26 protein-coding genes, 1 tRNA gene, 1 pseudogene and 1 riboswitch are annotated in these 24776 nt (G+C 43.2%); of the genes and pseudogenes, 10 read left to right on the top strand and 18 right to left on the bottom strand.

From position 1 onward, the window contains the following. Positions 1–12: 12 nt before the first annotated feature. Positions 13–89, bottom strand: a tRNA-Arg gene (locus tag RAC86_RS04220). Positions 90–424: 335 nt separating this feature from the next. Between RAC86_RS04220 and RAC86_RS04215 the strand changes: the two genes are divergently transcribed. Further along, on the top strand, positions 425–1279 hold the full coding sequence (locus RAC86_RS04215) for a manganese catalase family protein (protein WP_061187057.1): 855 nt from the start codon (positions 425–427) through the stop codon (positions 1277–1279). 50 nt (positions 1280–1329) lie between these two features. On the opposite strand, the gene RAC86_RS04210 is transcribed toward RAC86_RS04215, so the two are convergent. The 8 genes from RAC86_RS04210 to RAC86_RS04175 form a co-directional block, all read right to left on the bottom strand. Beyond that, entirely contained in the window at positions 1330–2418 is a 1089-nt protein-coding gene (locus tag RAC86_RS04210; RefSeq protein ID WP_072565839.1) for a glycoside hydrolase family 26 protein, read from the bottom strand. Between the two features lie 18 nt (positions 2419–2436). Next, positions 2437–3384 (bottom strand): mannose-6-phosphate isomerase, class I, encoded by a 948-nt coding sequence (manA, locus tag RAC86_RS04205; RefSeq protein ID WP_072565838.1) that lies wholly within the window; start codon positions 3382–3384, stop codon positions 2437–2439. Next, positions 3381–4280, bottom strand: a complete 900-nt coding sequence (locus RAC86_RS04200; RefSeq protein ID WP_072565837.1) for an ROK family protein — start codon at positions 4278–4280, stop codon at positions 3381–3383. Before RAC86_RS04200 ends, manA begins: the two co-directional genes overlap by 4 nt. A gap of 28 nt (positions 4281–4308) precedes the next feature. Next, positions 4309–5022: a transcriptional regulator GmuR gene (gene gmuR, locus RAC86_RS04195; RefSeq protein WP_014112867.1), complete on the bottom strand. Its 714-nt coding sequence runs from the start codon at positions 5020–5022 to the stop codon at positions 4309–4311. A 147-nt stretch (positions 5023–5169) separates the two neighbouring features. Next, entirely contained in the window at positions 5170–6567 is a 1398-nt protein-coding gene (locus tag RAC86_RS04190) for a glycoside hydrolase family 1 protein (RefSeq protein WP_072565836.1), read from the bottom strand. Positions 6568–6584: 17 nt separating this feature from the next. Next, positions 6585–7913 carry a PTS cellobiose transporter subunit IIC gene (gene celB, locus RAC86_RS04185; RefSeq protein WP_014112865.1) on the bottom strand — a complete coding sequence of 443 codons (1329 nt, stop codon included), beginning with the start codon at positions 7911–7913 and terminating at the stop codon, positions 6585–6587. 18 nt (positions 7914–7931) lie between these two features. Beyond that, positions 7932–8264, bottom strand: a complete 333-nt coding sequence (locus tag RAC86_RS04180; RefSeq protein ID WP_072565835.1) for a PTS sugar transporter subunit IIA — start codon at positions 8262–8264, stop codon at positions 7932–7934. Next, on the bottom strand, positions 8264–8575 hold the full coding sequence (locus tag RAC86_RS04175; protein WP_014112863.1) for a PTS sugar transporter subunit IIB: 312 nt from the start codon (positions 8573–8575) through the stop codon (positions 8264–8266). Before RAC86_RS04175 ends, RAC86_RS04180 begins: the two co-directional genes overlap by 1 nt. Before the next feature lie 176 nt (positions 8576–8751). Next, positions 8752–8851, top strand: a riboswitch (purine riboswitch). 54 nt (positions 8852–8905) lie between these two features. On the opposite strand from RAC86_RS04175, the gene pbuE reads away from it, so the two are divergent. Continuing rightward, positions 8906–10072, top strand: a complete 1167-nt coding sequence (gene pbuE, locus RAC86_RS04170; protein ID WP_072565834.1) for a purine transporter PbuE — start codon at positions 8906–8908, stop codon at positions 10070–10072. Between the two features lie 15 nt (positions 10073–10087). Here the strand turns inward: pbuE and RAC86_RS04165 are convergent, their stop codons facing one another. Next, on the bottom strand, positions 10088–10654 hold the full coding sequence (locus RAC86_RS04165; RefSeq protein ID WP_072565833.1) for a YdhK family protein: 567 nt from the start codon (positions 10652–10654) through the stop codon (positions 10088–10090). A 208-nt stretch (positions 10655–10862) separates the two neighbouring features. Then, the gene (locus RAC86_RS04160) at positions 10863–11840 is read right to left on the bottom strand and encodes an HD domain-containing protein (protein ID WP_072565832.1); all 978 of its coding nucleotides are present in this window, start codon (positions 11838–11840) and stop codon (positions 10863–10865) included. Positions 11841–11904: 64 nt separating this feature from the next. On the opposite strand from RAC86_RS04160, the pseudogene RAC86_RS04155 reads away from it, so the two are divergent. After that, positions 11905–12357, top strand: a pseudogene (locus RAC86_RS04155) (GNAT family N-acetyltransferase). Between the two features lie 17 nt (positions 12358–12374). Continuing rightward, complete coding sequence (locus RAC86_RS04150; protein ID WP_072565831.1) at positions 12375–12860, top strand: DUF4944 domain-containing protein; 486 nt, start codon at positions 12375–12377, stop codon at positions 12858–12860. A gap of 35 nt (positions 12861–12895) precedes the next feature. Here the strand turns inward: RAC86_RS04150 and RAC86_RS04145 are convergent, their stop codons facing one another. After that, positions 12896–13498, bottom strand: a complete 603-nt coding sequence (locus RAC86_RS04145) for a transglutaminase-like domain-containing protein (RefSeq protein WP_072565830.1) — start codon at positions 13496–13498, stop codon at positions 12896–12898. Between the two features lie 149 nt (positions 13499–13647). Here RAC86_RS04145 and phoB point away from each other — a divergent pair, with 149 nt between their 5' ends. Both phoB and RAC86_RS04135 read left to right on the top strand, forming a co-directional pair. After that, positions 13648–15036, top strand: a complete 1389-nt coding sequence (gene phoB, locus RAC86_RS04140) for an alkaline phosphatase family protein (RefSeq protein WP_072565829.1) — start codon at positions 13648–13650, stop codon at positions 15034–15036. Positions 15037–15101: 65 nt separating this feature from the next. Next, complete coding sequence (locus tag RAC86_RS04135) at positions 15102–15812, top strand: membrane lipoprotein lipid attachment site-containing protein (protein ID WP_072565828.1); 711 nt, start codon at positions 15102–15104, stop codon at positions 15810–15812. Positions 15813–15849: 37 nt separating this feature from the next. Here the strand turns inward: RAC86_RS04135 and RAC86_RS04130 are convergent, their stop codons facing one another. The 3 genes from RAC86_RS04130 to RAC86_RS04120 form a co-directional block, all read right to left on the bottom strand. Further along, positions 15850–17037 (bottom strand): macrolide family glycosyltransferase, encoded by a 1188-nt coding sequence (locus RAC86_RS04130; protein ID WP_072565827.1) that lies wholly within the window; start codon positions 17035–17037, stop codon positions 15850–15852. 159 nt (positions 17038–17196) lie between these two features. After that, positions 17197–18459, bottom strand: coding sequence for a glycoside hydrolase family 18 protein (locus RAC86_RS04125; protein WP_014112853.1), 1263 nt, complete (start codon positions 18457–18459; stop codon positions 17197–17199). A gap of 121 nt (positions 18460–18580) precedes the next feature. Further along, entirely contained in the window at positions 18581–19255 is a 675-nt protein-coding gene (locus RAC86_RS04120; RefSeq protein ID WP_041520871.1) for a GntR family transcriptional regulator, read from the bottom strand. A 248-nt stretch (positions 19256–19503) separates the two neighbouring features. Between RAC86_RS04120 and RAC86_RS04115 the strand changes: the two genes are divergently transcribed. Continuing rightward, entirely contained in the window at positions 19504–20241 is a 738-nt protein-coding gene (locus RAC86_RS04115; RefSeq protein ID WP_072565826.1) for a sulfite exporter TauE/SafE family protein, read from the top strand. A gap of 36 nt (positions 20242–20277) precedes the next feature. Here the strand turns inward: RAC86_RS04115 and RAC86_RS04110 are convergent, their stop codons facing one another. The 3 genes from RAC86_RS04110 to RAC86_RS04100 all read right to left on the bottom strand — a co-directional run bounded on the left by RAC86_RS04110 (position 20278) and on the right by RAC86_RS04100 (position 22725). Further along, positions 20278–21486, bottom strand: a complete 1209-nt coding sequence (locus RAC86_RS04110; RefSeq protein WP_014112848.1) for a Bcr/CflA family efflux MFS transporter — start codon at positions 21484–21486, stop codon at positions 20278–20280. A 193-nt stretch (positions 21487–21679) separates the two neighbouring features. After that, positions 21680–22003 carry an AzlD domain-containing protein gene (locus RAC86_RS04105; protein WP_014112846.1) on the bottom strand — a complete coding sequence of 108 codons (324 nt, stop codon included), beginning with the start codon at positions 22001–22003 and terminating at the stop codon, positions 21680–21682. Continuing rightward, positions 22000–22725: an AzlC family ABC transporter permease gene (locus RAC86_RS04100; protein ID WP_072183066.1), complete on the bottom strand. Its 726-nt coding sequence runs from the start codon at positions 22723–22725 to the stop codon at positions 22000–22002. The genes RAC86_RS04105 and RAC86_RS04100 overlap by 4 nt, the downstream gene beginning before the upstream one ends. A gap of 118 nt (positions 22726–22843) precedes the next feature. Between RAC86_RS04100 and RAC86_RS04095 the strand changes: the two genes are divergently transcribed. The 3 genes from RAC86_RS04095 to RAC86_RS04085 all read left to right on the top strand — a co-directional run bounded on the left by RAC86_RS04095 (position 22844) and on the right by RAC86_RS04085 (position 24625). Next, a complete protein-coding gene (locus RAC86_RS04095) occupies positions 22844–23401 on the top strand; it encodes a helix-turn-helix domain-containing protein (protein WP_072565825.1) in 558 nt (185 codons plus the stop codon). Positions 23402–23485: 84 nt separating this feature from the next. Next, positions 23486–23980 carry a MarR family transcriptional regulator gene (locus tag RAC86_RS04090; protein ID WP_072565824.1) on the top strand — a complete coding sequence of 165 codons (495 nt, stop codon included), beginning with the start codon at positions 23486–23488 and terminating at the stop codon, positions 23978–23980. Positions 23981–23995: 15 nt separating this feature from the next. Then, positions 23996–24625 (top strand): nitroreductase family protein, encoded by a 630-nt coding sequence (locus RAC86_RS04085; RefSeq protein WP_014112842.1) that lies wholly within the window; start codon positions 23996–23998, stop codon positions 24623–24625. Positions 24626–24776 lie beyond the last annotated feature (151 nt).

Raw genomic sequence — 24776 nt, 5'->3', positions numbered from 1 at the left:
GGTACTTTATATTGGCGCGCCCGAGAGGAGTCGAACCCCTAACCTTTTGATCCGTAGTCAAACGCTCTATCCAATTGAGCTACGGGCGCTTATTAAGCGACTTAACTATCATACTATCATTTGATGTTGAAGTCAAGAAGTTTTTTAAAATGTTTTTTCGAAGATCGAATGTTTTTTTAACTCGACTTTTCTTATTATACACATTTTTAAAAACTTGTAAACACCTTAGGAAAACTTTTTTGTTTTCGTTTTGTTTCGTGCTGTTCATCAGCGACGTTTAATAATATACCATGTGCAATTTCTGCAGTCAACACTTTTTCTATATTTTTTTCAGATTCTTTTACGTGCTTAGTGATACGTATATTTTATCTCCTTTTACAAAGTATATAAGAAATCAATCACTAGAAAAGAAATGAGGTGTGCTATGTATTACTACAAAGAAGAGCTGATAAATATCATTAAGCCGGACAAGCCAGACCCGGCAGCTGCTAAGGTCCTGCAGGAAATATTAGGCGGACATTACGGTGAAATGCGTACGATGATGCAGTATTTTTTCCAAAGCTCTAATTTCAGAGGAAAACAGAAACAGTACCGCGATCTGCTCCGTGGCATTTTTTTAGAGGAGATTGCCCACGTTGAACTGGTGCAAAACACAATTAATGCTTTATTAGATGAATCAGGCGGTGCAGGTGTCGGCAGTCAAGGTGCAGATCAGGCACCACTTGATGAAGCGATTAAACATGCTAATCCTCATCATTATATTATTGGGGCGCAAAGTTCCCTTCCTGTTGATGCAGGAGGCAATCCGTGGAATGGGTCATGGGTGTATAACCATGGAAACTTAATTACAGACCTGCTGGATAACTTGCTTCTTGAGTCAACAGGCGTGCTGCAAAAAACAAGAATTTATGAAATGAGTTCTAACCAGACGTTTCGGGAGACTCTTGCTTTTCTGATTGTACGTGACAATGCTCACCAGAATGCGTTTGCGAAAGCGCTCGAGACATTGGGCGTTGAGTGGGCGAAGCTCTTACCCGTGCCGAATTACGACATTAATAAATATCCTGAGTGCAGAAAGTATGTTGAATTAGGCTACCACAATGCACAGTTTAATTTCAGATTGGATGAGACAAGAATCGGCGACATCTTTCAAGGAACATCTCCGAGCAGAAATGGCGGAGAGTTACAAGTAATAGAGCCTCCGGCAGGGTTCCCTGTACCAGTGCTTCCGGAAATGCCGAATGAACACAGTCCTGGGTTAGGCGATATGAATGCCTAATCAGGTATGAAGGTGCTCAAGAAATTTCTTGAGCACCTTCTGCTTCGAATTCATTCAACGATAGGCGTTAAAGAATCACCATTCCATATCTCTCCCTTATTGAGTGTCCAGCTGTGGTTATATAGACCTGATGCACCCTTGTTTGCAGCTGGGCTCCACTCATCATTCCATGCCAGAAAGTAAATGGTGTTAGGATATTTTTGTTTTATTGCATTGATCAACAGGCTGTAATCGAAGCTGCCGTTTGCATTTTGCGGGCCGACTTCTGTAAAGGCAAATGGTTTGTTAAGCGCTATTAGCTGATCGTATCCGTTAATCGAATAGGCATCTTGAAAATATGCATCTAATCCGACAATATCCACGTAAGACGCCCCCGGGTAAAAATCGGTTTTAAAATCTCGATTGGCGTCGGGAGAATAAACCCAAAGCAAATGATCAAGTCCTCTTGTGTCGGTCATATAATGATAGATTTTCTTGTAGAGCTGTTTATATAGGGAGATTCTTTCATTATCCTTTTGATTATATGATGTAAGTCCCCACCAAAACCATTCACCGTTCATTTCATGCAGAGGCCTGAACAGAACAGGCACACCTTGGTTCTCCAGTTCTTGAAGTCCGTCAGCAATTTTGCTGAGCATGGCATTCAGCCGCTTCCCTTCCGCTGTTGATGAATCTAATATGTTTTTATACTGATCGTTTGTGATCGGTGTTTTAAAATGCCCTGACTGAAAAGCCGGATTCGCCAGGTGCAAACTGATTTGCGGGATTCCTCCGCTTTTCCAATACGAAAGTAAATCGCTGTTGCAGCTTACATCAATCGAATCTTCAATATTTGCAGTTTCAAGCCACCCTCTTGCATAATCACAGCCGTAAATAGCAGGTGATTGTCCGGCAGTGCTTCGGATTCTATCAGCTTCAGCCATAGAGAATGTGTCATGACTGTACCCTCCAAACGCTCCGGAAAGGACTTTGTTTTCTGTTCGATTCGGCAGATGAGCCAGCCAGTTCATCACTGCTTTTGTTGTCTGCTGTGCATTAGGATTTACAGGCGACACAGTATGAGCTTCAATTGGTTTTGCCGTAATACAAGACGCAAGTAAAAATAAAATGAGCAAAGAGATCGTAAGTTTCTTAAACAAATGCAATTCCCCCATTCATTAAGGATGAGATATCATCAACTCACATGTTCCTTCTATTGAAAACTCTCCAAATTGCGCAGGCAAAATAAAGTGTGAGCCTGCATTGTACTCATACTGAATACCATTATTTACAATTCGTCCTGATCCGCTCAGAACACTCCCCAGCAAATAGGTTTGATGAGAAGGAAAAACAGCTCGGCCGCTAATCTTCCATTTGTACACTGAGAAATAATCCGATTGTACATAAACAGTGATCACCGCGTTTCCAACATCTTTCACTTTCGGTGTATGCACTTTATCGATATGCGGTATCGTTATGACTTCCAGGGCTTTTTCTATATGAAGAGTTCTTTTTCGGCCCTGGTCATTACAGCGGTCATAATCGTATACGCGATACGTTGTATCAGAGTTTTGCTGGATTTCAAGGACAAGGGTTCCCTCACATAAGGCATGGAGCGTACCGCTTGGCACATAAAAGAAATCTCCGGGTTTGATTTTGATTCGCCTCAGCAGCCCGTTCCATTCGCCACTTTCCATTCGCCGTTTAAAATCTTCCTTTGTGCTTGCGTGATGGCCTAAAATCAGTTCGGCGTCATCTTTGCAATCAATAATATACCAGCACTCCGTTTTTCCGAGATCGCCGTTTTCGTGCAGTATCGCATAATCATCATCAGGATGTACCTGCACGGAGAGATCCATATTGGCATCCAGCAGCTTTACCAGCAGCGGAAACACCTTTCCATCTGGAAAACCGAAAACCTCCGGATGATCCTGCCATACTTGATCAAGTGTCTTTCCTGCCAGCGGGCCGTTTTGAACAGCCGACGAGCCATGGGCATGTGCAGAAACGGCCCAGCACTCACCTGTTTTTTCTGAGGGTATCGCGTAGCCGAAGGCATCACGAAGCTTTGTTCCTCCCCATATTCTCTTTTTAAAGACAGGCTCCAAAAATAAAGGGTGCTTCATGACCGCACCTCCCCGGAAGCTTGCTCTGCTTGTAAAGCCTGATGCGCTAAAACAAGCGTGCCGATGATTCCGGCGTTACTGCCTAAACGTGGAGGTACAATATAATCTCTTATATTATCTGATAATTCAGAAAAATTTAGGTAGCTGTTCATAATTTTCGGCACATATTGATAAATATAAGGAAACACTTGTTTCTGATTCATGACGCCGCCGCCAAGAATAATTTTTTTAGGTGCAAGGATCAAAATATACTGAGCCAGCGCTTGGGCAATATAGTACCCTTCCAGTTCCCAGACTCGAGTTATTTCTGATAAATCAGCAGCTTTTTTTCCCCAGCGCGCTTCTATGGCAGGACCGGAAGCCAGACCTTCAAAGCAATCCTTATGATACGGGCACTTCCCTTGGTATACATCATCCGGGTGCCTCCGGATATAAATATGGCCCATCTCTGGGTGTGACAGCCCCTGAAGGAGCCGGCCCTCTACAATTGCGCCCGCACCAATGCCAGTGCCAATCGTTATATACAGGCAGCTGTTGAGATCCCTCGCTTCACCAAAAAGGAATTCACCCAGCGCCGCAGCATTGACATCCGTACTAAAACCGACTGGGATTTTCATTTCATTCTTAACGGTTTGCAAAAAGGGATAGTGTCTCCAGCCCGCTTTCGGTGTGGCCGTAATGGTTCCGTATGTTTTACTGGTTTTATCGTTATTAACGGGACCAAAGGAGCCGATGCCGATAGCCTGTAAAGAAAATTGGCGAAAATATCGAATCACTTTCTCTATCGTTTCATCCGGCATCGTTGTGGGGAACTCTATCCGGTCAATGATCGTTCCATCTTCTTTACCGACAGCACAAACAAACTTTGTGCCGCCTGCTTCAATACCGCCAAGCATGCAGATGGCCTCCTTGTTGTCTCCGCAATCAGCGCCGTATGTTTACAGAAGTAACAACAAACTTGTCATGCCGATGACGTGAAAAGGAATACTCAAATGGAATGCCGTTGTCTAAGAAGCCCACATGTTCAACTTCAAGAATTGGATCATCCTGTTTGCAGCCCAAATGCTGCTGGTCAATATGATCAGATTTGCAAGCTCTGATTTTCCGATGCGTTCCGGCGATTTTGAGCTGCAGCTCGTTTGTGATGTGGTTGTAGATCGAATCATGAAGAACATCATCATTAATGCCCGGTATTAAATGAGTCGGCATATATGTTTTTTCCAAGACATAGGGCTCTCCCTCTACAATCCGAAGCCGAACGAGATAATAAACGGGTGTCTTCTGATCGATGGACAAATGGGCAGCCACTTCCTCTGTTGGAAATTGCACTTCAAACTGAATGACCTTGCTTTTAATTTCCTTATCTTTCAGCAAGTTAGTCAATCCCAGAATCTCATTGCTGACTACATGGACATGGTCATCCTGTATCGCTGATTGAATAATAAATGTGCCATGGCCCCGTTTTCTAAACAGCAGACCCTCGGCAACTAAATTATCCAAGGCTCTCTTCATCGTCATGCGGCTTGAGTTAAATTCTTTTGCAAGAGATACTTCATCAGGAATGGGCTGATCAATCGGATATACGTTATTTTTGATTCTATCTCTCATTTCATTTGCAATGATTTCGTATTTATTCATTGGTATCCTCCGGCAGCTGTTAGAGTATGATATCACATAAGCTTTTACGGATATCATAAGTTCTTTTCCCTATTTCATCAATGTTGCGGCTGTTCGTGATCTCTATTCGTCATGATGATTGCCGGAAGACCTGGATCTTTGGGAAATCTAGAAACCGTGTTGCTCAGCAACCTTTTTGAACCATTTTCCGCTCTTTTTGACGGTCCTTTCCCCGTCTTTCTCGAGGTTGACTGACACAAACCCGTATCGGTTTTTATAGGCATTTGTCCAAGACCAGTTGTCCATGAACGTCCATAAGTGATAGCCTTTTACATTTGATCCTTCCTGTATGGCACGGTGAATCCATTTGAGGTGCTCTTTCATAAATTCAATCCGGTAATCATCTTGAATAATGCCTTGTTCATCCCTGAAGCGCTCCTCGCCTTCAACTCCCATCCCGTTTTCAGAAATAAAGCACTCGATGTTCCCGTAGTTTTCTTTTAAATTGATCAAAATATCATAAACGCCTTTTTCGTAAATCTCCCAGCCGCGATGAGGATTCATTTTGCGGCCCGGCATGACGTAAGGATCAAAATACCTGTCCGGCAAAAAAGGGGCGTCGGGATTCGGAAGATGTTCTTTTGCCTTTACACGTCTCGGCTGATAATAATTCACACCCAACAGATCAACCGTATTGTGTTTGATGACCTCAAGATCTTCTTTCTTATAGCCGGGCAAAAAGCCTTCGCTCTTCAAAATCTCAACCAGCTCTTTTGGGAATTCCCCTTTGACAGAAGGGTCTAAAAAGGATCTGTTAAAAAACGCGTCTGCTATTTCCCCTGCTCTTACATCCGCCGGATGGCTGCTTCTTGGGTATGAAGGGGTCAAATTTAAGATGATGCCGATTTTTCCGTCCTGCTTCATCTCCCTGTAAGCCTGAATGGCTCGGGCACTTGATAGTATTGTGTGAAATCCGACCTGGACGGCTTCTTTAAAATCAACCTTGTTTGGATAATGAAAATCATATAAGTATCCGCCTTCTACTGGGACGATCGGTTCATTATGCGTAAACCATTTTTTCACCCGATCGCCAAATAAACGAAAGCTTGTTTTCGCATAGTTTTCATAAGCGGCAACCGTTTCTCTGTTTACCCAGCCGCCGTTTTTTTGAAGTTCCATCGGCATATCAAAATGAAACAAATTGACAAAAGGTTCTATTCCGTTCACGATCAACTCATCAATGACACTACTATAAAAATCCACGGCTTTGACATTGATCTCGCCTATTCCGTCCGGTATTAAACGCGACCAGGAAATCGACATTCGGAACGAGTTGTGGCCAAGCTCCTTCATCAGCCTGATATCTTCTTTATAGTTGTCGTAAAATCGAGATGTAGCTGCAGGCCCGACATGATCAAAAAAACGATGCGGTTCTTTTTCAAACCAATAATCCCATATATTCTGCCCTTTTCCGTCTCTATCGGCGGCACCCTCCGTTTGTGTTGCTGAAGCGGACGAGCCCCACCAAAAATCTTTCGGAAAACGATATTGTTCTGTTTGTGCCAAGTCTCTCTCCCCTTATGTCACATTTTGATACTATTATCATTTTGCTGGGCAGCTGTTTCCTGCACAGCCTGTTCCTTTTCTTTTGCCAGATTTAATTTATCCATTGCTTTCAGGAACGGAAACCATATCACGAAGACAATCAGCAGATTGACAAGCTGCATCACGCCCCCCATGATCGAGTTCGTCGCCATGATGCCATTAATGAATAATGGAACCGTCCACGGCACCGTTACACCAGTCGGAGGCGGAACGAGCCCCGCTGACATGGCCAGATAGGTGACGAGCGTAACAACCATCGGCGCCAACACCCAAGGCACAATAATGATCGGGTTCATGACAATCGGAAGCCCGAAGATAATCGGTTCGTTTACGTTAAAAATACCGGGGGCGAGGCCGAGTTTCGATACTTGCTTCATCTGCCTGCTTTTCATGAATATGAGAATGGTAAACACAATCGCAAGCGTCATCCCGGTTCCGCCCATCCCTACTGTATAAATCTCCATAAACGGTTTTGAAATAATATGAGGGATTTCTTTTCCCGCCGTGTAAGCAGAAAGGTTTTCTACTTGCAGTGTATTCCAAATCGGGTCCATCACGGAGTTGATAATAATCTGTCCGTGCAGTCCGAAAAACCAAAGGATTTGAATGAAAAACACGGCAATCAGCGTCGGGATGATACCGCTTCCAAGTCCGACAAGCGGCGCCTGAATCGCATGATAAATAACGTCGTGCATATTTGTTTTAAAAAGCTGTGTCACCAGAACGTTAATCAGTAAAAACACTGTCAATGTAATAAAAGCCGGAATAAGTGCGGCAAATGATTTTGCTACAGCAGGCGGAACACCGGCAGGCATTTTGATCGTCAGATTTTTTTGAACAATTCTTCTGTAGATTTCACCTGAAAGAAATGCCGTAATCATGCCAAGAAACATCCCTTTTGCACCGAGACGGTCGACCGGGATAACCCCTGTAATGGCATCTCCTGTTTCCGGCTGAACGATAAATGGCGTTAAGAGCAAAAAGGATACCAAAGCGATCGCGCCGCCAAATACAGCTTCAACCTGATAGCTTTTCGACAGGTAGTAGCCTATCCCGAATACGACGAAGACAGACATAATGCCCATAGTCGCTGTGGACGCAATGCCGAAATGAGACTGAAACGATGTAAGCATTGAAGCATTCATGATTTTGTTTAAGAACGGCAGGTTCGTTAACACCACAAAAATGGAACCGAATATCGTAAGCGGAAAAGCCAGCATAAATGCATCACGCAGCACTTGCAAATAGCGGTTATTGTTTAACCTCCCTGCAATTGGAACAAGGAATTGGCTGATTTTCTCGAACACCCTATCCACCCCGATTTTTTATAGATTCTTTGTTTTAAAGAGATCAAGCAGTTCTTTCACTAATTCTTTCATGGTTAATGTTGACATCAGGTGATCCTCCGCATGCATGAGCAGCAAGGAGAAAGCCACCTCTTCCCCGCCGGATTCTTTCTGTATCATTTGAAAGTGAATGTCATGGGCTGCGGATAAATCCTGCTCAGCCTTGGCAATGAGGTCATCCGCCTCCTCCTTGTTCCCTTCCTTATAGGCGCGCAGAGATTGTATGATGGAGCTTCGGGCATTGCCGCTGTGCAGGATAAGCTGAAAACTGATTTGTTCGTCTGTTAAATTCGTGATTTTCATCTGTTCCATTATTGATTCTCCATTAAGGACAATGCTTGCTCATACGCTTTTTTGCCATCTGCCATTCCGTAGGCCATCATGTCAATGACTTCAACCCGAATGTTGTATTGATCCGCCTCTTTTTGGAGTTCGCTTTTCAGAAAGCTCATTTGCGGGCCGATCAAAACGGCATCCGCTTTTCTCATATCTTCTTTCGCCTTATCTTGGCCGACTGCCCAAATCTCCGCTTCCTCTCCGATGGATTGTGCGTATTCCTTCATTTTTGTCACCAATAAACTGGTAGACATCCCTGAACTGCACGCCAGTAATATTTTTTTCAACTGCTATCCCCCCTTGTGATTAAAACGCTTACAATTGTTATTATAGTCATTATTTTTTAAATGTCTATACTTTTAAAAAATAAATATAATCATTTACTTGTCCGGTTCATCGATTTGTAAATTTTTCTATGGAAGATTCATTCATAATGTGATACACTCATCAACAGAAACGAATCAATTAAATAGCTATTATCACTTGTATAACCTCAATAATATGGTTTGAGGGTGTCTACCAGGAACCGTAAAATCCTGATTACAAAAATTGTTTATGACATTTTTTGTAATCAGGATTTTTTTATTTGTCAAAATTTTTAAGTAAAGGAGTTTGTTATGAATTTTAAAGTTTTCCTGCTTGCAGCTTCTACGATTGCAGTCGGATTGGTTGAGTTAATTGTGGGAGGAATTCTTCCTCAGATCGCAAATGATTTAGACATTTCCATTGTCTCAGCTGGGCAGCTGATCAGTGTGTTTGCGCTGGGATATGCAGTGTCAGGGCCGCTGCTTTTGGCATTGACTGCGAAGATTGAGCGGAAGCGTTTATATTTAATTGCCTTATTTGTTTTCTTCCTAAGCAATCTTGTCGCCTATTTCAGCCCTAATTTTGCAACACTGATGGTATCTAGGGTATTAGCAGCAATGAGTACAGGGCTGATTGTTGTGCTCTCTTTAACGATTGCCCCGAAAATTGTAGCGCCTGAATACAGAGCCCGCGCAATCGGAATTATTTTTATGGGATTCAGCTCCGCTATCGCATTAGGCGTGCCGCTCGGAATCTTAATCAGCAACTCCTTCGGATGGCGCATTTTGTTCCTTGGCATCGGCCTGTTGGCGCTGGTCTCCATGCTGATTATTTCAATCTTCTTTGAACGAATACCGGCGGAGAAAATGATTCCTTTCCGGGAACAACTCAAGACGATTGGCAATCTGAAAATCGCGAGTTCACACCTCGTCACGATGTTTACATTAGCTGGCCACTACACGCTATACGCTTACTTTGCGCCGTTTTTAGAAGAGACTCTTCACCTGAGCTCTTTCTGGGTCAGCATTTGTTATTTCCTCTTCGGGATATCTGCTGTATGCGGAGGCCCTTTCGGAGGAGCGCTTTCTGACCGGCTTGGTTCCTTTAAGAGCATTTTGCTGGTGACCGGTTCCTTTGCCATCATTATGTTCTTACTGCCGCTGTCTACATCGTCTATGATTTTCTTTTTGCCTGTCATGGTGATTTGGGGTCTTCTGAGCTGGAGCCTCGCCCCGGCTCAACAAAGCTATTTAATTGAAATTGCACCAGATTCGTCTGACATTCAGCAAAGCTTTAATACATCTGCCCTCCAAGTCGGAATTGCCCTTGGCTCAGCCATTGGCGGTGTTGTTTTGGATCAGACGGGTACTGTTGTCTCAACGGCATGGTGCGGCGGATCGATTGTCATTATCGCTGTCCTGTTTGCCTTAATTTCGTTAACAAGGCCTGTTCAGACAGTAAAAAAATCCTCCTTGTAAAAGGAGGATTTTTTATTATTTAGCTGAAAGCTCGTCTTCGGTCACCCATTTGTGGTTTTTCACTTTTTCACCGCTCGTTGTCGATGTATAGTCAACCATGTATACGGTTGTTTTTTCGGCGGAGTCAATCTCGGCTGTTGCTCCCTTCATGCCTTTCATATGAGAAGCCTCTAAGATCACCTGATCTCCGGGGTTTAATGTTTTATCTCCCGCATCTTTGATTTCTTCTTGGATTACCCATTTATGATGATCTACGCGCTGCCCTCCGTTTGTCGGAGTGTACGAGACAACATACGCCGTTGTGTCATAGGCTCCTGTCACTGTAGCCTCGGCACCTTTCATGCCTTTCATATGAGATGCATTGATGACCACTTGGCTTCCTACTTTATATTTCGGATGTTTAGATTCCTGTAATCCCTCTGGTACGTCAGCTGATCCGGAATGCTCCATTTCTTCATGTGATGACGAATCTGAATGATTTTCATCAGTGTTTTCTTTTGTGCTATTGTTATTGCCGCAAGCTGATAAAACAAAAATAAGAGATAACATCAGAATTCCCAGTGCTTTTTTAGTAATTTTCATGTTCATTCTCCTTTGGTTCATTTTTTACTGTGATTTTTGCCCACAGACAATAAAATCGCATATCTGCAAGCAAACATGCTCTTCGATAATACTATACCCCCGAATGGTATGTAAATACGCTGATATTCTCATAAAACGTTCCCACAGTTTGTCCTATTCCCCTTGGTTGGCATAGTCAAACATAAAAAAAGCCGCTGTTACGCGGCAATTAGTGATGTAACACTTTTATATACACACCTTTTTTTGCTTTTTGATAAGCGGCCACTCCCATTTTTCTGACGTTTTCGGATACAGCTGATGCTTTGACCCATTCGTCATGATGAAAAATGGATGGATCGATGAGGCGCATTTTCTTCTTTTGATGGAAATCGTACTGGATGTTATCTTCTTTTACTTGGATGCGGGGATGAATATGTTTAAGCAAGCTCAGTACTTCTTTATTTTTTGATGCGTGCAAGATGTCGAGTACCTCTTGATCCGTTTTCAGCAGATCTTCTGCGGATATGACATTATGCTGTAACGCAGCCTTCAACGTTTGCGCTAAATATTCATACCCATATACATTCACGGGATTCAAAAAGAAATCTATCACCTCCATGTAATACACCCGGACAAACCATTCGGCAGCTTCGATTCCATCCGGAAACATCCTTCCGTTTCTCACAATGAGGTGATCCAAAAAGGTTTGTGCTTCGTTCAGACTAATATGCCCATATCGGTACATGTCCCGCAGCGTATAGTCTGTCCGATCGGCACAGAGCTCTGGTGCGGGCTGTTCCAGCAATGTCCATCTCGTATCGTCTGATAAAAGTTCTTCGGCATCATAACCGTGTTTTTCTAAAATTCCCGGAATCTCAGAGTGAACAATGACTTGTTGAAAGATATTTTCATGGTAGTCTTCCGCTTCATTTTCAAAGACAACATCGATTACATGGGAAAAAGCTGTGTGTGACACATCGTGGAGCAGGCCTGCTATCTGCTCTTCTATCGTTCCTCCCAGCTTTTTGATGAGGAGCATCACGCCGATAGAGTGCTCATACCGGGTCACATCCCACTTTCGATTGACTAAAAAGCTTGCTCCGCCTTGGTAGATTCCTTTTAATCTTTGCACCGGCGCGCTCTTGATAAGCTCTTCCAGCACCTTGTCTATATGGTGCTGCCCATAAATGACATCGTTGATTTCCATGCCGTCACCTCAACATCTTTTTAGTTATTGTTATATATGATATTACACATTTTCTAAAAGGAGGATGAGGATTATCTCAAGCAGTGAGTTGTCGAAACATACGATAACCGATTTTTTTGCCAAGCATTGAGAGTCACCCGAGATGGTGATTTCCAGCGGCATTTTTCGATGTGATGAATTAGATGGCTATGCCGCTGTAGATGAGGGTGGCGAAATCACATACGCGATACATGGAAAAGATTGTGAAATCATTTCATTAGATAGTATCATTGAAAAGAAAGGAATCGGCACAGCTTTCCTATAGCAGGTTGAAGAGACTGCTAAACATGCAAGGCTTATCACAACGAATGATAATGTACATGCGATGGCGTTTTATCAAAAGAGAGGCTATCAATTCGCCGCATTGTTTCCGAATGCAGTTGAAGAAGCGAGGCGACTCAAGCCGGAGATTCCCGAGAAAGCTGAAAACGGCATTTTGATTCGGGATAAAATTCTTTTTTCAAAGGTAATTGATTAAACGAATAGGAGTTTTTTATGTCCAGTCATTATAAATATCCTCTTATTTTCACGGCTTCCCTATTATTGGCTTTCTGCTTGATCTTTTTTTCCTATCAGCTGATTCATTATGTGCGATTGGAGTATCCGAACTGGCAGGGAGAAAGCAAAGATCGGAATTGGGAAGCTGTTTTCACAAAAAATGAAGATGCACCGAATGAATACAGCGGCAATCTTTATTGGATCGGTGATACAGATAAAGCAGACAGCACTTATGTGGAATCACTGATTGTAAAAAAAGATGATGAGGTTCTACTGAGCTCTGATACAGAAATCCCCATACGAGATTATTCCGGCGGCACTTCTCGCGATGGAAGCGCAAAAGAGGAGTCCGTTTCTTTTTTAGAGCGATTAGATGAACATAAGCTTGAAGGCCATGATATTACGATTGAAGTGAAATGGAAGCAAGGTAATCATTATTCCGCAAGTCAGTTTACCCTTAATGAAAAGACCTTATTTGATTAAAAGCAGGGATTCTCATAGAGGTCCCTGCTTTCTGCTTACAAGTGATCCGGTAAATGATATAGATACATCTTTAAAGCGTCTGTATGTCCATTTAATACAGCTACTGTTTTTGAATGGGGATTTGTATAAATCATCGGCTTATCTTGTTCACCCATTCTCTCATTGACCTGAAAAGCCAGTCTCTCTTTATGAATCGAAAATTGTGCATTGATCCCCTCCTTATTCCCTCGGACATCCAGCCTTACCCATTTTCTAACAGAAGAAAGATATACAGCGTTTAAAGCATGAATGCAATAACCTTTGTCCGGCGTATCGAACAGCATTAATCTTTGATAACAGAATCCTGTTGGAATTCCTTCTCCGCGCAGTAAGGCAGCGAAAAGATTTGATTTGGCATAGCAAATCCCCTCTTTGAATCTCAGAACATCTGAAGCATGACAAGTAACTCGTTTGCTTTGAATATCCCATGAATGTGATATTTCATCCCTTACGAACTCAAAAGCAATTTTCGCTTTGTCCATTTCTGTTTGAGATGAATGAAAAAGTTCAGCTGCCTTCTCCTTTATCATGGGATGGGAATAATCAACTTCTTTCGACTCACAAACATAATCACTCAGCCGGCCTGATTCACAAATCATCTCACTTAACCCACTCCCTTTTCCTCAATTTTCCGTCATCCTCTTATTCTTGTAAATCCAATCTTTAAAATCGATTAACACTAGCTTAACAGTTTAAAAATATAATGGGGTTGTCATTGAGATTCATCTATTTTTAGGAGGTTATCCAGTTGAAAAAATTCCCGAAGAAATTACTGCCTATCGCGGTTTTATCATCTATTGCGTTCAGCAGCTTAGCCAGCGGCAGTGTGCCTGAAGCCAGCGCCCAGGAAAAGAAAAAGGGGAATCAAGACGAAATTAAGAATGTTATCGTTCTGATTGGTGATGGTATGGGTGTGTCCTATACGTCTGCTCATCGCTATTTAAAAGATAATAAAAAGACAAAGTTTGTAGAGCCTACCGCTTTTGATCAATACCTTGTCGGCCAGCAGACGACTTATCCTGAAGATCCAGAACAAAACGTAACAGATTCTGCATCTGCAGCAACGGCTATGTCAGCCGGGATCAAAACATATAACAATGCGATTGCTGTGGATAACGATGGTTCAGAAGCCAAAACAGTACTTGAAGCGGCGAAAGAGAAAGGAAAATCAACAGGACTTGTGGCCACTTCAGAAATTACACACGCCACTCCGGCCTCTTTCGGTTCACACGATCACAGCCGAAAAAATATGAACTCGATTGCCGATGATTATTTTGATGAAATGGTCAACGGCAAGCACAAAATTGATGTCCTTCTAGGTGGAGGAAAAAGCAATTTTGACCGCAAGGACCGCAATTTGATCAAGGAATTCAAAAAAGCGGGATACAGCTATGTGGATAACCGCAAGGACATGCTGAAAAATAAAGACAGCCAAGTTCTCGGCCTATTCGCTGACGGCGGCCTGCCTAAAAAGATTGACCGCACGAAGGATATTCCTTCATTAAAAGATATGACAAACACAGCGATTAAAAAATTAAGCAAGGATAAAGACGGATTCTTCCTCATGGTGGAAGGCAGCCAGATTGACTGGGCGGGGCATGACAATGATATCGTCGGCGCCATGAGTGAAATGGAGGACTTCGAACAAGCTTATAAGGCGGCTCTTGATTTCGCCAAAAAGGACAAGCACACATTGGTTGTGGCAACGGCTGACCACTCGACCGGCGGATACTCCATCGGTGCAGACGGCATCTACAACTGGTTCAGTGAACCAATTAAAGCCGCAAAACGCACACCTGACTTTATGGCAGAAAAAATCGCTGACGGCGCAGATGTTGAAAAAACATTAAAAACGTATATTGACCAAAAGAAATTGGCTTTAACTGAATCAGAAATCCAATCTGTTAAAAAAGCCGCAAAATCGAAAGAAGTGCTTGAAATCGATAATGCGATCGAGGAGATTTTCAATAAACGCTCTCACACTGGATGGACGACAGGCGGACATACTGGTGAAGATGTTCCCGTCTATGCGTACGGACCGTCTAGTGAGACATTTGCCGGCCAAATCGATAATACACAAATCGCTAAAAATGTCTTCAAGGCTTTACAATACAACATTAAGATTAACGATAAGTAAAAGAATACAAGGTGTCCCGTTGCTTGTATGAAGTAACGGGATCTCTTTTTAATGGAGGAATCATCATGAAAAGAATTCTTTCAATTTTTGTTTTTGCCATCGTGCTTGCGGGCTGCTCATCGAACGCCAATACAGAAAAACAAAGTGCGGGCGGAGAGCAAGCGGTAAAAGCCACACCGCAAAGCACATCATCTCTAAAAGACAGTATAGATGAGTATCAGCCTAATTCCCAAGTAACTGATGACCGGTCATTGCTGAAGGTTGGCCAAACGTTTTCTGATGACAAGGGAAAAGCCGTTTTAAAGGATATCAAGCAAGTGAATCAAACCTATCAGATTGGCGACGTGGAGTTAACAGTAAAAGAAATGAAGCTGATCCATTTGCGTCCGGATTACAGCATGATTGATTATTTTCATGTGTTAACACATGATGAAGAGTTTGATTTCGTTAAGGTCTTCGTTGACATTAAGAACACATCTTCTAAGAAAGTAAATGTTGCGCCGATTGCCTTGATGAAAACAAATACAGGGGAAACCTTTGATTGGAACAAAGACATTTATCTTGAAGAGTTAAATGGCGAATTGGAAGGCGGAGCCGAAAAGTCCGGAAATCTCGGCTTTATTGTGAACGCATCAAGCGGCCATGCACATGACGAAGATGCTGATGATAAGAAGAAAGAAAAAGAGATCAAGTGGATCGAAATCACAACAAGTGACGTCTTTGACCACAACCATAAGAAAATCAGTGATGCTCAAAAAATCAAAATCAAGTTTTAAATGAAGAACTCCCGTACCAGATACGGGAGTTCTTTGCTTATTTGTTTTTTTGACGAATGAATTCATCAATCCGCTCCATCACTTCATCCATATTCATAGACTCTTGGAAGCTTTGATTGATTTTTTTAATACCTTCCGTATATTGATCGTGATGCAAAACCTCATCTACGCCCTGTTTTAATTTTTGTACATCGACTTCATCTTTAGAAATGACATAGCCTGCATGGAGTTCAGAGAGACGCTGCGCCACCATCGGCTGATCCTTGTCATGAGGCATGACAACCAGAGGCACATTGAAATGAATGCCTTCATTTACGCTGTTCATTCCGCCGTGTGTAATGAACACATCGGCATGCTCCAGCACTTCCAGCTGAGGGACATATGGGGCGATGATAAAGTTTTCCGGCGCCTTCTTTAATTTGGTCAGGTCCGCTTTTTCTCCGGCAGCGATGACGACTTTTCCGTTAAAGCCAGAAAATGCATCAATACAAAGGTTGAAAAATTCCTCCGTATTGTCCAGAACAGTCCCCATTGAAATATAAATGACCTTTTCATCTTTTAACTGTTCAATCGGGAAATCTGATTTTTCCGCTCTCTTTGGAAAGCTGGGGCCGATAAACAGACATTCATCCCCGAAACGATCGCTTTCAGGCTGAAAATAACGGCTTGTATACACTACATTCAATTCCCCTTTATTGTTCATGAATTGAACCAGGTTTTTCGGGGCAACACCGTACGTTTCTTTCATTTTTGCCAAAAGGTCTTCGCACTCTTGATCCAACTCAAGCGGGGCTCCAGACTCAGGATGCAGCGGCAGGATTTTCAGATGCTCTTCGCCAAACAGGAAGGACGCTGATGAAGCAACCCCTGGAATATCTAAGTAATCCCTCACCAATTCCCCCGCGCCGAATTTATCATAATACACAAAATCAAATTGAATGCTCTTAGATAAGTCTTTCACAATTTGTAAAATATCCAGCGAGGTTTTGATATGGATTTTCAAGAAATCAAGAATGCCATTGGGCGAACCGACATGAATAGGTGTTGTTCGCAGCAGATCCCGGTGAAGATGGACAGTTGCTCCCGCCGCTTCTAATCGTTTTTTGTATTTTTCAGTGGAAATATAATGGACGTCATATCCCTTATCAGAAAACGCTTTTGTGATGCCTAAGGTAGGATTCACATGGCCTTCCGCAGGAAAATTTAAAATCAATACTGTCTTCATTTAGACAACTCCCTCTCACATCGTATTCTGAATCTTTGTTTGATCAGACTACTACTAATCGTAAAATGGAGACGTAATCCCACGCAAGGGACAAATGATTGAACTATTCTGCTCCTCTAGACTGAAGCAAAAAAAGACACCGAGCCCTGGTGCCTTTTTTTATACCTTTCTGATCGTAAAAAATTTCCGCAGAAGCCATGGGCCTGGCGTGAAGCCCAAGGTTAACTGCCAAGCGCCTATAGCCTGCAACCTGTATTCGCGGACGATCTGCATCTTCCGGCTCATGCTCCTGACATCTTCAAACCATACCTCATGCGTTCGCCCCTGCTGATCACTGTACCGGAAAAACGGTGATTGATATTCTGCTGAATATTGTATCGGGGTTTGGTACCTCATCGCTGTTTTGATTGCGTTTTGATTTGAAATAGCTGAAGCAACTGTGCCTGGCTGGTATGGGATGATCCAGTCGTACCCGTAGAGCGGAACTCCGATAATGATTTTTCTGCTCGGCACCTGCGCAATCGCAAACTCAATGGTTCTCCTGATCTCAGTAATCGGTGCTACAGGGCCCGGCTCACTTCCGGCATGATGCCAATCATAAGCCATGATAAACATATAATTGACAACCGCTCCTATTCCTCCGTAATCGTAGCCTCTCAGCCATGGGATATTATCGCTTGTTTTTGCCGGAACAGCTATCGTCAGCACATACCCTCCCGCCTGAAGACGATCTCTCAGCTGACGTAAAAACCCAGTGAAAAGATCACGATCCGCGGCGCTCACCTGTTCAAAATCGATTGTGACACCACCATATCCCCTTGTGGAGACTAAGTAATAAATATTGTTAACTAGATTGGTTCTTGCTGTCGGATTGTTCAAGACTTGGTGAACGAGTTCTGTACTGAAGCCTTCTGATGTAAGGTTTGTTATGGTGGCAAGCGGCGTCACTCGTCTTTGCCATGTTGTCTCAATAGCGGCCGCATCATTCAGTTGGTTTGCAATGTCGCCGTTAGGTGCAATATGGTATTCGAAAATTGAAATCGAAGACGAGTATGGTGCATAATCATTGATTAATTCCCGATCAAGGTCAGGGTTTCGGAGGACGTAAAAACTTAACGTTCCCGCAATGTAATTTGAGATAGAAGGAATCGTTATTTTTGCTCCCGCTTGTAATGCATTTGGACTGATGCCAGGGTTTGCGGCCCGCAGTCGCTCTAAGGGAACAAACGCTTTTGCCGCAATGGCGGTCAGCGTGTCTCCCGGCTGGACTGTATATACATAAAGAGGGATAAGAAGAGCCTGCCCCGGCACGATATTCGTTTCATCTAACCCATTCACACCCCGGATTTGATCAACAGAAGCACCGTAACTTCTGCCTATGGAAAACAAAGAATCACCAGGCCGGACGATATGGATAAACATGTTTAACCCCCATTATTCGTTAATAAATCCATCATAAAATGTTATTAACGGGAGCCATTTTATATGTTTGTGAAAACAAAAAAACCAAGGAGCAGCTCCCCTTGGTACTGTATCACGCAAATCAATTCTCTTTTCCTTCTTCAAGCACTCGCTTCAAATGCTCACAGTCATGATTGAAATGAGCCATCACATACTGTTTGGCTGCTTCCTTGTTTTTCTTTTTCACTTCTTCCAATATGTTGCGGTGCTCACTCAGTATCGTTTCTGCACGGTGGTCGCCAGTATAATTAAGGATTCTGCAAAAGTGAATCAGATCATTTACATGCTCAAGCAAATTTTTCAAATGTCTGTTATGGCTAAAATCAACAAGCAGCTCATGAAACTTTTGGTTTAAATGGATGATTTCCGTATCTTCCATTCCGTTGTGAATGGCTTTTTCTGTTTCTTCAAGCTGTTTTTCAAGCATGACAAGCTCTTTCTCATCCGCTTCGTCTATGACTAACTCGACTGCCAGCTGCTCCAGCGGAATTCTGATTTTATAAATCTCATCTACATCTTTTGCCGTTAACGACGTGATAGAAAATCCATTTCGGTCATCTGCTTTTAACAAACCGTCTTTCTCGAGCAGTCGCATGGCTTCCCTTATCGGAGAGCGGCTGACGCCAAAGCTTTTCGCCAGCTGTGTTTCGTTTATCCGTTCCCCCGGCTTAAAAGTCCCGTTGAAGATCATTTTTTTCAACTGGTTATAAAATTGCAGGTAGTAAGGAGTCGGTTTGTCTAATTTAAAATCGTCCATATATAATACCTCTTTTGAATATATTCAAGGGCTTTTCTTCATCAAAATCATATAACAGATGGTAATGGGAAGCAACAAACTGCCTTGTCAGATCTCAGAATCTGAGGTACGATAAGTTTGCTGAACGACGGTCGACGGACTACTGGCAACTGAAAAACCGGCATGTTTTTCATCGTCAATAGGACACTATACCTCCGCCAGAATAGCGCACTATTACTTTTTTAGATTTTTTCAATGGAGGAAAAAATATGCTCATTATTCTTGTTATGTTTCTTCTCGGAATTATTTTAGGCTTTATTGGTGCCGGAGGAGCAGGCTTTGTCATTGCCCTTTTAACTCTTCTATTCCATGTACCGATTCATACGGCTTTAGGTACTTCCCTCGCTGGCATGGCTTTTACAAGCTTATCAGGGGCATACAGCCATTATCGCGAGGGCAACATTCAAATGAAAATCGGCTTAATAGTCGGATGCTTTGCTGCGGTTGGCTCATTTTTCGGCGCCAAGCTGACATCTTTCATTCCGGCTGATTTGCTTCATTATTTGACGGCGGGAATGTTATTTTTATCAGCGATTCTCATTTTAATCAGATTATTTCTTTTAAAAGAGAAGGCTCAAGTAAATCAAAGCTCTCTTTCAACGTATACGAGAGCGGTCATCTTAGGAATTGTAGCAGGCGTTCTTTCCGGCACATTCGGCATCGGGTCGGCGCCTTTTATTCAAATCGGTTTAATGATTATGCTGAACCTGTCCATCCGCCATTCTGTCGGAACGACTATGCTTGTGATCATCCCTCTCGCTATAGGAGGAGGCATCGGATATATCACAGAAGGATTTGTCGATTATGTATTGCTGATCAAGGTTCTTGTCGGCACAATGTGCGGTGCCTATGTAGGCGCGAAATTCACCAACCTCATGCCAAAGGTGGTCTTAAAATCAGCCATCTTCTTGACTCCTGCGATTGCGGGCCTGCTGTTGTTATTCTAAATAAAATAAAAAAACCTGACGTCATGTCAGGTTTTTTTATGAGTTTTGCTCTGCTCGTTCTTTCGTTAATCCAAAAAACGCCAGTGCGCCGATGACCGCTGTCACAAACATGATCGCTCCCATCGGAATGGCTGTCGTCTCGTTAATGCCTACAAGCGGCGACACGATCGAACCGAGGAGCAGCGGGAGCATTCCGAGCAGCGCACTTGCACTTCCGGCACGGTGCCCCTGCCTCTCCATGGCAAGCGTAAACGTGCTGGTCAGAACCATGCCGATCGTAATCATGTAAATGAAAATAGATATGACTAATGTAGCGAGAGGGCCGTGAATCATGGTCATGGTCAAAAGCACAGCAGTCGCAATCATAGCCGTAATGACCGCCATGCGAAGCAAGCTCTTTTCATGAATGATTCCGCCAAAGCGCCCGATAATAAAGCTGCCCGATATAATTGCCAGGCCGTTAATGCCGAAAAGAATACTAAACACCTGAGGCGACACTCCATAGATATCCTGGTATACAAAAGGCGTACCGGACACATATGCAAAGCTTCCCCCATGAATAAACCCGACCGTTAACGCGTACCCCATAAAGGATCGATCCTTCAGCAGGCTGCCCATCGTTTTAACAGATGTTCCGATTGAGCTTGGAATCCGTTTTTCTGGCGGCAGCGTTTCTTTTAACCTCAATGCAATCAGAAGAACAAGTAAAAATCCGATGATCGTTAGCACGTGAAAGATCGTATGCCACGTTGCGAACGGCAAAAGTAAAATGGCACCGCCTGTCATTGGCGCAACCATTGGCGCAACGGCTGTAATGACCATTAACAGTGAGAAAAATTTAGAAAGCTCTCTTCCGGTAAACACATCGCGGACGATTGCGCGAGACAGCACAAGCCCTGCGGAAGCGGTAAATCCCTGTAAAAAACGCGCAGCCACTAATGTTGTAATATTGGGCGACAGCGCACAAAACAGAGAAGATAATGCAAATAAAAAAATACAGATTAATAGCGGTTTCCGTCTTCCCTGCGCGTCACTGACCGGCCCGACAATCAGCTGGCCGATCGTAAGCCCGACCAGACAGGCTGTTAAACTTAACTGTACAAGTGAAGCACTTGCTGATAAATCATCCGCGATTTCAGGAAAACTTGGCAAATACATATCTATATTAAGCGGGCCCAATATAGCAAGCATACCGAGCAGAAACGCCAATGCCAAGCGTTCTTTTCCAGTTGGATTGTGCAGCATGTTATCAAACCTTCCCTTCAACCTAGTCCCTTATATAAAATCGATGTCAACTCCAGCGGTGGATTGGAGCTGTAAAACATTTGTATATTGTATCATAACTTTCAGCCTGTGAAAGCAGCTTTAAAGCTTGAACGAAAGACACAAAAAAATCAGGGTCTTCTGCCCTGATCTAGTGAGTTCCGCTCCTGTTGTACTATACCCATAATCGCAAACCCGCCATAAGAAGAACACCGCTGATCACAGTAATGGATAAACTTTTTGTTTTCATCGCAATCAAGAGAGTCGGGATCAAGATGACGGCTGCGGGCCAATTCAATTGAAGAGAATCATTAGACTGAATCATACAATCCTTTACGACAAGCGCTGTCAATATACACACCGGCACATAGGAAAGCCACTTGAGCACGGGCTCCGGCAAAGTAATATTCCGAACAACTAAAAAGGGAATGATGCGGGGAATCATTGTGACCAGCGCACAGCCGATAATCACCATCAAGATGTATGTATTGATACTCATTTATCCGTCACCACCCCGATTGTGGCTACGATGAACGTTGATATGATGACCGCAAGATGAGACGGCATAAAGAAAGAAAAAACAATCATGGCAATCACCATATAGATAATGAGAGATACATAATGTTTAAGCTTCGCCGGCACAACATGTTCCAGTTGAAGAACCAGCAGCGCTAAAAACATAGCCGTCACCGCAAAATCTAGTCCGAACGATTCCGGATGGGTAATCCACTTGCCAAAAACAGCACCCGCCGCACAAGACAGCACCCAGCACGCATATGCTGTAAGATTTAAACCGAACATCCAGCGATCGTTAATCGGCTCGTTTTTGACAATCTTATTTGAAGCGACACCAAACGATTCATCTGTGACCATCATGCCGATTCCTACATTTTTCGCCAGTGAATACTTTGAAAAATGAGGAGCGAGCGCGGCACTTAATAGAAAATTCCGTAAATTCACAATAAACGTAGTCAGAATAATGGCGGACATCGGGCTGTTCGCCGCTAACAATGCACACATAATGAACTGGGCGCCGCCTGCAAAAACCAATCCTGACATGAACACAATTTCCATCACGCTTAAATGCGACGCAACCCCCACGATTCCGAGAGCTAAGCCTACACTAATGTAACCGACCAGCGTCGGAACACAATCTTGAAACCCCTGCAGGAATGTTGGCTCGTCAGTTTTTGCATGAGTCATTTCTTTTTCAGATATCATTCTGTTCTCCTCCTCGTCTAACATATTATACACACGTATGCTATAACTTACAACAAAATGTGATAACAGACTTCCATATGTTATAATAAAGCGAATATGGACGTAAGGAGATACATGTATGGATGATATCCAAGCCATTATCGCAATGAATCTAGTCAAGCTTAGAAAAAATAGGAACCTGACTCTTGATCAAGTTTCTGAATTAACGGGTGTCAGTAAAGCGATGCTCGGACAAATCGAAAAAGGGAAATCAACCCCGACTGTCACCACGCTATGGAAGATCGCAAACGGGCTTCAAGTATCCTTTTCTGTATTTCTGAAAGAAGACAAGCCGAAAGTTAGAAAAATCAATCTGCAGGATATCGAACCTGTTACAGATAATGAAGAAAACTACAGCGTCTATCCTTTTTTCCCCTACAATCCTGAAACAAAGTTTGAAATTTACGTTGTTGATCTGAAACCTGGATGTATACATGAAGCAAAAACACATTTAGGAGAAGAATATATTTTAATTAAAGAAGGCGAATTAACAGTCATTCTGCAGGGTCAGGAGCATACGCTCTCCTCTGGAGACGCCTTGCAGTTTACAGGGGCAACCCCGCACAGCTACATCAATTCATCTGAAGAAACAGCCAGTTTTTTTCTGCTGATGTACTATCCGGAGCCGCAAGGATGACTAACAACCTCCCAGTTAAATACGCTGGGAGGTTTTTCGAATATGCAAATGGCTTGCAAGATGAAATCAATCGTTGTATATTAGTTGACGTGTCAATCATTGATATATCAATTAATAGTTTTGACAAGAAGGAAGGGATGGGTTTTGGCGTCATTTTGTTCAGAGGAAGCCGAGGTTTTATATCAGCTGCAAGGCGTGAACAAGGTGATTGGCGTGAAGTTCGAGGCATGCACGGGCATCAGCCAATCTCGTTTGGAATTGCTGACATTGCTTTATCATGCAGATGAGATCAGTCAAAGCGACCTTCAAAAGAAAGTAAATATTGATAGCGCCGCCGTTACTAGACACCTGAAACAGCTGGAAGCCAAAGGCATGGTATCTAGACGGCGCAAGCCTGAAGACAACCGCATCACCCTTGTTCGGTTAACAGACCAAGGAAGAGAGCGAATCGAGTCTTCGAAGAAAGAAAAGGAGCGTTTCATGAAGGAAATGCTCGCAAATGTAAGTGCAGACGAGCGCCGCCTGCTCATTGACGTGCTGGCGCGTATGCGGAACAACATAGACAATATTGAAGCATAAGAGGAGTGTATCAACATGATCAAAACAAACGATTTTATGGAGATTATGAAAGGCCGCCGTTCTATTCGCAACTATGATCCGACAGTGAAAATCAGCAAAGAAGAAATGACAGAAATCTTAGAAGAAGCAACAACTGCTCCATCTTCTGTCAACGCGCAGCCATGGCGTTTTCTCGTCATTGACAGCCCGGAAGGAAAAGAAAAGCTCGCACCGCTTGCAAGCTTTAACCAAACTCAAGTCACAACATCATCTGCCGTCATTGCTGTATTTGCAGACATGAACAATGCAGACTACTTAGAAGAAATCTATTCAAAAGCCGTAGAACTCGGTTACATGCCGCAGGAGGTCAAAGACAGACAAATCGCCGCGCTGACCGCTCATTTTGAAAAGCTTCCGGCACAGGTGAACCGCGAAACGATCCTGATTGACGGAGGTCTTGTTTCCATGCAGCTGATGCTGACTGCACGTGCACACGGCTACGATACAAACCCGATCGGCGGATACGATAAAGAAAACATCGCTGAAACGTTCGGATTAGATAAAGAACGTTATGTACCGGTCATGCTTCTTTCTATCGGAAAAGCAGCAGACGAAGGCTATGCTTCCTACCGTCTGCCGATTGATACAATTGCAGAATGGAAATAAAACAAAGAGCCCAGGAATATGTTCCGGGCTCTTTATTTTAAATACAGCCGCCGTACGATCGTCTGACCTATTTTTTGGTTAACACGTCTGAAGTTAATCCTTGAAATTTATTTTGTCGTTTAGTCATAAAAAAGAGTGATGATCATTCATC

This window comes from Bacillus sp. LR_5 (genome assembly GCF_042709275.1).
The sequence above is the reverse complement of the archived record's forward strand: the minus strand, read 5'-3'. Positions and strand labels throughout refer to the sequence as shown.